This is a genomic window from Streptomyces cahuitamycinicus (assembly GCF_002891435.1).
Taxonomy (GTDB): domain Bacteria; phylum Actinomycetota; class Actinomycetes; order Streptomycetales; family Streptomycetaceae; genus Streptomyces; species Streptomyces cahuitamycinicus.
In genome coordinates, this window is record NZ_POUC01000065.1 from 19,023 (window position 1) to 27,412 (window position 8,390).

Genomic DNA, 8,390 nt, shown 5'->3' on the forward strand with positions numbered 1-8,390 from the left:
ATCCTAACGCTCGCGGGCGCCGCCGTTCCCGAGGCTCAGCCGCGGCTTGGGAGCGTCGGTGCGGCCCGTCTGCGGGCGGCGGCTGCCCGCGCGGTAGGGGGCGGGCCAGGTCGCGCCCGGGCCCGTGTAGCCCTGCTCGGCCGCCGCGTGCAGGGTCCAGTGCGGGTCGTACAGGTGCGGGCGGGCGAGGGCGCAGAGGTCGGTGCGGCCCGCGAGGATCAGGGAGTTGACGTCGTCCCAGGAGGAGATCGCGCCGACGGCGATCACGGGGATGCCGGTGGCATTGCGGATCCGGTCCGCGAACGGCGTCTGGTACGACCGCCCGAACTCCGGCTGCTCGCCGGCCACCACCTGGCCCGTCGACACGTCGATCGCGTCGACGCCGTGCGCGGCGAAGGCCCGGGCGATCTCGACGGCGTCCTCGGCACTCGTCCCGCCCTCGGCCCAGTCGGTCGCGGAGATGCGGACGGTCATGGGCCGCTCCCCCGGCCACACGTTCCGTACGGCGTCGAAGACCTCCAGCGGGAAGCGGAGCCGCTTCTCCAGGGAGCCGCCGTAGGCGTCGGTGCGCCGGTTGGTCAGCGGGGAGAGGAACCCGGACAGCAGGTAGCCGTGCGCGCAGTGCAGTTCGAGCAGGTCGAAGCCTGCCCGGGCGGCACGGACCGCGGATGCCGCGAACTGCTCGCGGATGTCGGTCAGCTGGGCGCGGGACAGCTTGCGGGGCGTCTGGCTGAACCCCTTGTACGGGAGCGCCGAGGCGGCCACGAGCGGCCAGTTGCCCTCCTCGAGCGGCTCGTCCATGCCCTCCCACATCAGCTTCGTGGAGCCCTTGCGGCCGCTGTGGCCGAGCTGCACGCCGATCGCGCTGCCGGGCGCCCGGTCGTGCACGAAGTTCGTGATCCGTTTCCAGGCCTCGGCCTGCCGGCCGGTGTAGAGACCCGCGCAGCCGGGCGTGATCCGGCCGTCCTCGCTGACGCACACCATCTCGGTCATCACCAGCCCGGCCCCGCCCAGCGCCCGCGCGCCCAGGTGGACGAGGTGGAAGTCGCCGGGGACGCCGTCGACGGCCGAATACATGTCCATGGGAGAGACGACGACCCGGTTGCGCAGGGTCAGTCCGCGCAGCCGGAACGGCGTGAACATCGGGGGCGTGCCGGGCGGGCAGCCGAACTCGCGCTCCACCGTCTCCGTGAAGCGGGCGTCGCGCAGCCGCAGGTTGTCGTGCGTGACGCGGCGGCTGCGGGTGAGCAGGTTGAAGGCGAACTGGCGGGGCGGCTGGTCCAGGTACAGGGCGAGGTTCTCGAACCACTCCAGGCTGGCCCGGGCCGCGCGCTGGGTGGAGGCGACGACGGGGCGCCGCTCCGCCTCGTAGGCGGCCAGGGCCTCGGGCAGGGTGTCCCGCTCCTCCAGACAGGCGGCCAGGGCGAGCGCGTCCTCGACGGCGAGCTTGGTGCCGGAGCCGATGGAGAAGTGGGCCGTGTGGGCGGCGTCCCCGAGGAGGACGACGTTGCCGTGCGACCAGTGGTCGTTGACGACCGTGCGGAAGGTCGTCCAGGTGGAGTTGTTCGACTTCAGGGGGCGGCCGCGGAGCGCTTCCGCGAAGATCTTGGCGCAGCGCTCGACCGATTCCGCTTCGTCGAGCTCGTCGAATCCGGCCGCGCGCCAGACCTCGTCGCGCATCTCGACGATGACCGTCGAGGCGTCGGGGGCGTAGGGGTAGCCGTGGAGCTGCATCACGCCGTGTTCGGTTTCGGCGATCTCGAAGCGGAAGGAGTCGAAGGGGAAGTCGGCGGCGAGCCAGATGTAGCGGCAGCGGTGGTGCGTCACCCGGGGGCGGAAGGCGTCCGCGTGCCTCTCGCGGGTCGTGCTGTGGATGCCGTCCGCGGCGATGACCAGGTCATGGGTCCGCGGGAGGTCTTCCGGGGCCTCGGTGCGGAAGCGGAGGCCGACGCCGAGTTCGCGGCAGCGGGCGTGGAGGATCTCCAGGAGGCGCCGGCGGCCCAGGGCCGCGAACCCGTGTCCTGTGGAGGTGTGGCGGGTGTCGCGGTGGACGATGTCGATGTCGTCCCAGCGGGTGAAGTGTTCCTGGAGGGCCTCGTGGACCCGGGGGTCGGCGTGCTCTATGCCGCCGAGGGTCTCGTCGGAGAGGACCACGCCGAAGCCGAAGGTGTCGTCCGGGGCGTTGCGTTCCCAGACGGTGATCTCCCGTGCCGGGTCCAGGCGTTTGAGGAGGGTGGCGGCGTAGAGGCCGCCGGGGCCGCCGCCGACCACCGCGACGCGCAGGGGTTCGCCGGGCGGGGTGGCCGGGTGCGGGTCGGCTGTGGCCGGTCGCGCGGTTCGCCGCGCCTCTTCGGGTACGTCCACTATCGTCCGCTCCATTTCGGAGGGCGCTTCTCCGTGAACGCCGCGTGGAACTCGGCGTAGTCCTCCCCGGTCATCAGGAGCGCCTGGGTCGAGGCGTCGAGTTCGATCGAGGCCGCCAGGGGCATGTCCAGTTCGGACGTAAGGAGCGCTTTGGTCTGGGCGTAGGCCAGGGCGGGGCCCTCCGCCAGGCGCCGGGCCAGTTGCTGTGCGGTCTCGTCCGCTCGGCCCTCCTCCGTCAGTTCGCTGATCAGGCCGATGCGCTCCGCCTCGGTGGCCCGGACCGGGTCGCCCAGCATCAGCAGGCGGGTCGCGTGACCCAGGCCGACGACCCGGGGCAGCAGGTAGGCCGCGCCCATGTCGCCGCCGGAGAGGCCGACGCGGGTGAAGAGGAAGGCGAAGCGGGCGGTGGGGTCGGCGACGCGGAAGTCCGCGGCCAGGGCGAGGACCGCCCCGGCGCCCGCCGCCACGCCGTGCAGCGACGCGATGACGGGGAACGGGCACTCCCGGATCGCCCGGACCACCTGGCCGGTCATCCGGTTGAAGTCCAGGAGCCGGGCGGTGTCCATGCCGAGGGTCGCGCCGATGATCTCGTCGACGTCGCCGCCGGAGCAGAAGCCGCGGCCCTCGCCGGCCAGCACCAGGGCCTGTACGGACCGCTCCCGGGACAGCTCCGCGAGCAGGTCGCGCAGGTCGGCGTAGGCGCCGAAGGTGAGCGCGTTGAGCTTGTCGGGGCGGGCCAGGGTGACGGTCGCGACGCCGTCGGCGACGGCGACGCGCAGATGCTCCCAGCCGGGGGTGCGGGCGGCGGAGCCGGTGAAGGGACTCATGACGTGCGGCCTCCTCGGGCGGGCACTGCCTCACTGAGCTCTACCCCTCGAAGCTATCACTCATCCGTGACTGTCGTCATGAGTGCGCGATAGACCGTCCGGGTAGGACTTCGGTGCGGGCCCGGCGTGACCCGGGCCGGTCACATCCGTCACAGATCGTCCACACCGGCGTAACGGCGGGAGCAGCTGTGCGCGGCACCGCGTTCACCTGGGTAAGCCGTCCGGCAAGGAGGCGAAGGCGCCTCCTTGCGGTGCCCCTCGGACGCCTCCGGAGAGCGGCGCCGTACCATTCATCAGGTTGAAAGCAGGATGTCCTGCTCCATGAACGGACCCGCCGTGTACGAACTCCCCTCAGCCCCCGCCTCCTGGCGCATCGCGCTGCCGCACACCGCAGCGGCGGTGCCCGTGGCCCGCGCCCTGGTCCGTACGGCGCTGGCCGAGCTGGAGCACGGCGCGGACTGCGACACCGCGGAGCTGCTCACGGCGGAGCTGGTGGCCAACGCGGTGGAGCACACCACGGGCGAGTCGCCGATAGAGCTGGTCGTGGAGCTGATGCCGTCCGGCTGCCAGGTCGAGGTCCACGACGGCGACCCGGCCCCGCCCGGCGACCTCACCTGCCCGGCCGGCGGGCCGCCCGACCCCTGGCAGGAGCACGGGCGCGGGCTGCTGCTGATTCGCACCCTGAGCTCTTCCTGCGGGCACCGGCCGACCGAGTCCGGCAAGGCCGTCTGGTTCAGGCTGCCTCTGGTACCGGCCCAGCGGCGTCCGTCGGTGTGATCGCGGCGGACCGGAGTTCCGCCGCACAAGGCCTGTTCAGGCGAGGGTCGCCACCATGACCGCCTTGATGGTGTGCATCCGGTTCTCCGCCTCGTCGAAGACGACCGAGTGGGCCGACTCGAAGACCTCGTCGGAGACCTCCAGGTACTCCAGGTCGTGGGCCGCGTGGATCTCCTGGCCGATCTTGGTGCCGAGGTCGTGGAAGGCGGGCAGGCAGTGCAGGAACCTCACGTCCGGGTTGCCGGTGGCGCGCAGGACGTCCATGGTCACGGCGTACGGGGCGAGGGCGGCGATGCGCTCGGCCCAGACGTCCTTCGGCTCGCCCATGGAGACCCAGACGTCCGTGGCGACGAAGTCGGCGCCGCGCACGCCGTCGTCCACCGTCTCGGTGAGCGTGACGCGGGCGCCGCTGCCGACGGCGAGGGCACGGGCCCGGTCGACGACCTCCTCGGCCGGCCAGTACTCCTTCGGCGCGACGAGACGGACGTCCATGCCGAGCAGGGCGCCGGTGATCAGGTAGGAGTTGCCCATGTTGAAGCGGGCGTCGCCCAGGTAGGCGAAGGAGACCTCGGTCAGCGGCTTGGCGCAGTGCTCGGTCATGGTCAGCACGTCGGCGAGCATCTGGGTGGGGTGCCAGTCGTCGGTGAGCCCGTTGTAGACGGGCACCCCGGCGTACGCGGCCAGCTCCTCCACCTTCTGCTGGCTGTCGCCCCGGTACTCGATCGCGTCGTACATCCGGCCCAGCACCCGCGCGGTGTCCTTCACCGACTCCTTGTGCCCGATCTGCGAGCCGGAGGGGTCGAGGTAGGTGGTCGAAGCGCCCTGGTCGGCGGCCGCGACCTCGAACGCGCAGCGGGTGCGGGTGGAGGTCTTCTCGAAGATCAGCGCGATGTTCCGGCCCCGCAGGTGCTGGATCTCGGCCCCGGCCTTCTTTGCGGCCTTCAGTTCGGCGGCCAGCTCGACCAGGCCGCGGAACTCGTCCTCGGTGAGGTCCAGCTCCTTGACGAGGTGGCGGCCGGCGAGGGCGGTCGGGACAGTCGCCATGGGGGCGCTCCAGGGATACGGGGACACAGACTTTGAAATACTATACGAGGGATGGCATGTCTATACAGATGCCGTCAGGGACTCACGAACCCGGGGAGCCCGAGGGAGCCCGAGGGGAGCCAGAGGGTGGCCCTACCGCACCGGATCCCGTTCCACCGGGCAGCTCATGCACCGCGGCCCGCCCCTCCCCCGGCCCAGCTCGCTGCCCGGGATCTCTATCACCTCGATGCCCTGCTTGCGCAGGTGGGTGTTGGTGGTGGAGTTCCGCTCGTAGGCGACCACGACCCCGGGTTCGACGGCGAGGACGTTGCACCCGTCGTCCCACTGCTCGCGCTCGGCCGCGTGCACGTCCTGGGTGGCGGTCAGCACACGGATCTCGTTCAGGCCGAGAGCCGCCGCGATCGCGCGGTGCATGTGCTCCGGCGGATGGTCGGTGACCTTCAGCTCCTTCTCGCCGACGCCCGGTTCGATGGTGTACGAGCGGAGCATGCCGAGGCCCGCGTACTGGGTGAAGGTATCGCCGTCGACCATCGTCATCACGGTGTCGAGGTGCATGAAGGCACGGCGCTTGGGCATGTCGAGGGCCACGATCGTCTCGGCGGACCCGGCGGCGAACAGCTTGTGCGCGAGCATCTCCACGGCCTGCGGCGTGGTGCGCTCGCTCATACCGATGAGCACCGCCCCGTTGCCGATGACCAGCACGTCCCCGCCCTCGATGGTGGAGGGGTAGTCGGTCTGCCCCTTCGACCACTCGTGGAACGTCTCGTCACGGAACAGCGGATGGTGCCGGTAGATCGCCTCGAAGTGCACGGTCTCGCGCTGCCGGGCGGGCCAGCGCATGGCGTTGATGGACACGCCGTCGTAGATCCAGGCGGAGGTGTCGCGGGTGAAGAGGTGGTTCGGCAGCGGGCCCAGCAGGAAGTCGTCCAGCTCCATGACGTGGAAGCGCACGGAGGTCGGCTCCGGGTGCACGTCGAGGAACTCGCGTTTCGTCATGCCGCCGACCAGGACCTCGGCCAGCTCCCGCCCGGGCAGGTCCTCGAAGGCGGCTCTGAGCGGGTCGGTGGCCAGCGGGCCGTACTCCTTCTCGTCGAAGACCCGCTCCAGGACGAGGGATCTGGCCGCCGGCACCTCGAGGGTCTCGGCCAGCAGGTCGCCGAAGAGGTGGACGGCGACGCCCCGGTCGCGCAGCACATCGGCGAACCCGTCGTGCTCGGCGCGGGCCCTGCGCACCCACAGCACGTCGTCGAAGAGCAGCGAGGTCTTGTTGCTCGGGGTGAGCCTTTTGAGCTCGAGATCGGGCCGGTGCAGGATGACGCGGCGCAGCCGCCCGGCCTCGGAGTGGACGTGGTATGCCATGCCTCCATCCTGACCATCCATGGGCGTATTGACGCGCTTCTCGACCGTTTCGGTGACCGCCAGTTCTCGTCGCGGCGACGACAAGCACGGCAGGGCCGGTTCACACCCGCGGCGACGGCTCCAGCAGTTCCTCGGGCCGGGCCAGCATCCGGCGGGCGGCCCGGCCCGGTTCGAGGATCGTCCGAGCTACGATCCAGCCCGCGAGGGCATGCGGCTCGGCCGGGGCGTCGGCCAGGACATCGGCGTACCGGACGAGCGCGGCGGCCGCGTCACCGGCGGCGAGGTGCTCGTCGGCGGTACGCGCCACGGTGGGAGGCGTGGCGAAGCCCTGGGTGCGCGTGTCCGGCCAGGACGTGCGGTCGGGACGGAAGCGGAGGTCCGACGGCGCGGCGGCCCGGGCGGGCGCCACGTTGCGCAACCGCCACTCGGTGCGGTGCAGGGCGGCGGCGGTGCGGGCCCGGCCCAGTGCGGCCGGGGGCACATCCTCCCGCAGCCAGCCGTCCAGGGTGCGGGCGAGCCCCGCCACCAGGGCTCGGCCCTGAACGGTCAGCCGGCCGCTGGTCAGCAGGGTGCGCACGGCCAGGCGGCTCTGCATGCGGCGCAGGGCGAAGAAGTAGCCGGCGCGCTCGACCGCGTCGGCGCCCAGCGCATCGGCCAGCCGGTCCCGCCAGAAGCCCGCGACGCCGGTGAAGGCGTACGCACCGTGCAGCAGGCCGGTGAGGTGGCGGGGGTCGGTGCGCCAGGGGGCGTAGTAGCGCTCGGCCCGGTCGTCCTCCAGCAGCGGGAACAGGTGCAGGAGGGCGGCCAGTTTGCTGTGCTGGAACTCGTGCACCAGCGTTTCGGCGAGGGCGAGCGCGGAGGCCGGGCGGACGATGAGCATGCCGCCGAAGGAGTCTCCGCTGGAGGCCGACACCTGCACGAAGGGCAGCGGGGGCGGGCTGACGCCGGTGCGCCCGAACGGCACGATGGCCCGGATCATGGCGGGGTCGACCCGCCCGGGGCCCGGCGTGCCCGGGCGGGCGAGGATCCGCGCGGCCTCACCGAACAGCCGCTGCCACTCCCGCGCCTCGTCCTCGTCGAGCCGGGCGGGGGGCAGGTGGTCGTCGAGGTCGCGGTAGGGGTCGAGGTCTTCGAGCACGACGGTGCCGGGGACCTCGCCACCGGGGCCGGTGAGGGTCAGGGTGCGCAGGGGGAGCCAGGTGTCCCCGCCGGCGCCGGCGTGCTGCCGCAGCGGACGGCAGGTCACCCGCACCGAGCCGTTCGCGCGGCCCGGCCCCGTGACCGTCAGCTCTCCCCCGGCCGTCGTGGCCCGGCCGGCCGCCAGACCCTGGCGCGCGTCGGGGAGTTGGACCATCCCGAGGCCGGGCAGGGGCAGCCGCCCGTCGGTGAGCGGAACGTCGAAGGCCGTTTTGGTGCCCGCGTGCAGGGACGCCGAGAGGGCCAGCGCGCTCAGGTGGCCCGCCTCCGCCCACAGCGGCGGCCCGGTCGCCGTGCCGTGGACCCGGCGCAGCATGTGGGAGATCCAGCCGCCGGTCGGCGGGGCCAGCAGCAGGCGTTCGACCGGCTCGGGGGACTTCTCGGCCGCCTCCTTGAGCACCCGCCAGGCTTCGGCGACGGGAGTGAGGGGGGTGGGCAGGGCGTCGAGGTGGCCGAGGAGGGTACGCAGGAGCAGCAACCGCCGCGCCCGTTCTGCCCGTTCGAGGAAGGCGACGGCCGCTGCCGAGCCGCCTCCGGCGGCCAGCTCCGCGAAGAGCCGGTCCGGCATGCGGAGGGGAGCGAGGTGCTGCTCGCTGGTCATCGTCGCGGACCTCCGGTCGGGTTGGCGGACATGCGGGGACCCCGGCGCGCGTACGGGTGTCGCACCGGGGCTCTGCTTCGGGACGGGTCGGCGGCTAGTAGGACTCCGTTAGGTGTGTTTGCCTGTTGTGTCTCGTCGGGGGCACGGTGGGTGTATGGATATGCGGCAAGTGGAGGGCCTGCGGGCGGAGTTAGCCGGGTTCGTGGCGGATGTGTTCGCGT

Annotated in this window: 6 protein-coding genes; 1 reads left to right on the top strand and 5 read right to left on the bottom strand. The window is 72.3% G+C overall.

The features are described from left to right. Positions 1–3 precede the first annotated feature (3 nt). Positions 4–2,364: a bifunctional salicylyl-CoA 5-hydroxylase/oxidoreductase gene (locus C1J00_RS12010; RefSeq protein WP_439333394.1), complete on the bottom strand. Its 2,361-nt coding sequence runs from the start codon at positions 2,362–2,364 to the stop codon at positions 4–6. Then, positions 2,364–3,191: an enoyl-CoA hydratase family protein gene (locus C1J00_RS12015; protein WP_102909032.1), complete on the bottom strand. Its 828-nt coding sequence runs from the start codon at positions 3,189–3,191 to the stop codon at positions 2,364–2,366. Before C1J00_RS12015 ends, C1J00_RS12010 begins: the two co-directional genes overlap by 1 nt. A 309-nt stretch (positions 3,192–3,500) precedes the next feature. Here C1J00_RS12015 and C1J00_RS12020 point away from each other — a divergent pair, with 309 nt between their 5' ends. After that, positions 3,501–3,968: an ATP-binding protein gene (locus C1J00_RS12020; RefSeq protein ID WP_102909033.1), complete on the top strand. Its 468-nt coding sequence runs from the start codon at positions 3,501–3,503 to the stop codon at positions 3,966–3,968. Positions 3,969–4,004: 36 nt separating this feature from the next. Here C1J00_RS12020 and argF read toward each other — a convergent pair whose 3' ends face one another. The 3 genes from argF to C1J00_RS12035 all read right to left on the bottom strand — a co-directional run bounded on the left by argF (position 4,005) and on the right by C1J00_RS12035 (position 8,169). Then, positions 4,005–5,012: an ornithine carbamoyltransferase gene (gene argF / locus C1J00_RS12025; protein ID WP_102909034.1), complete on the bottom strand. Its 1,008-nt coding sequence runs from the start codon at positions 5,010–5,012 to the stop codon at positions 4,005–4,007. Between the two features lie 132 nt (positions 5,013–5,144). Continuing rightward, entirely contained in the window at positions 5,145–6,371 is a 1,227-nt protein-coding gene (locus tag C1J00_RS12030) for an arginine deiminase (protein WP_180989515.1), read from the bottom strand. 100 nt (positions 6,372–6,471) lie between these two features. Beyond that, positions 6,472–8,169, bottom strand: coding sequence for an HEXXH motif domain-containing protein (locus tag C1J00_RS12035; protein WP_102909036.1), 1,698 nt, complete (start codon positions 8,167–8,169; stop codon positions 6,472–6,474). Positions 8,170–8,390: the final 221 nt, after the last annotated feature.

Coding starts and splice junctions, on each gene's coding strand:
- C1J00_RS12035 (WP_102909036.1), bottom strand. CDS start 8,169: ATGACCAGCGAGCAGCACCTCGCTCCCCTCCGCATGCCGGACCGGCTC.
- C1J00_RS12030 (WP_180989515.1), bottom strand. CDS start 6,371: ATGGCATACCACGTCCACTCCGAGGCCGGGCGGCTGCGCCGCGTCATC.
- C1J00_RS12020 (WP_102909033.1), top strand. CDS start 3,501: ATGTCCTGCTCCATGAACGGACCCGCCGTGTACGAACTCCCCTCAGCC.
- argF (WP_102909034.1), bottom strand. CDS start 5,012: ATGGCGACTGTCCCGACCGCCCTCGCCGGCCGCCACCTCGTCAAGGAG.
- C1J00_RS12015 (WP_102909032.1), bottom strand. CDS start 3,191: ATGAGTCCCTTCACCGGCTCCGCCGCCCGCACCCCCGGCTGGGAGCAT.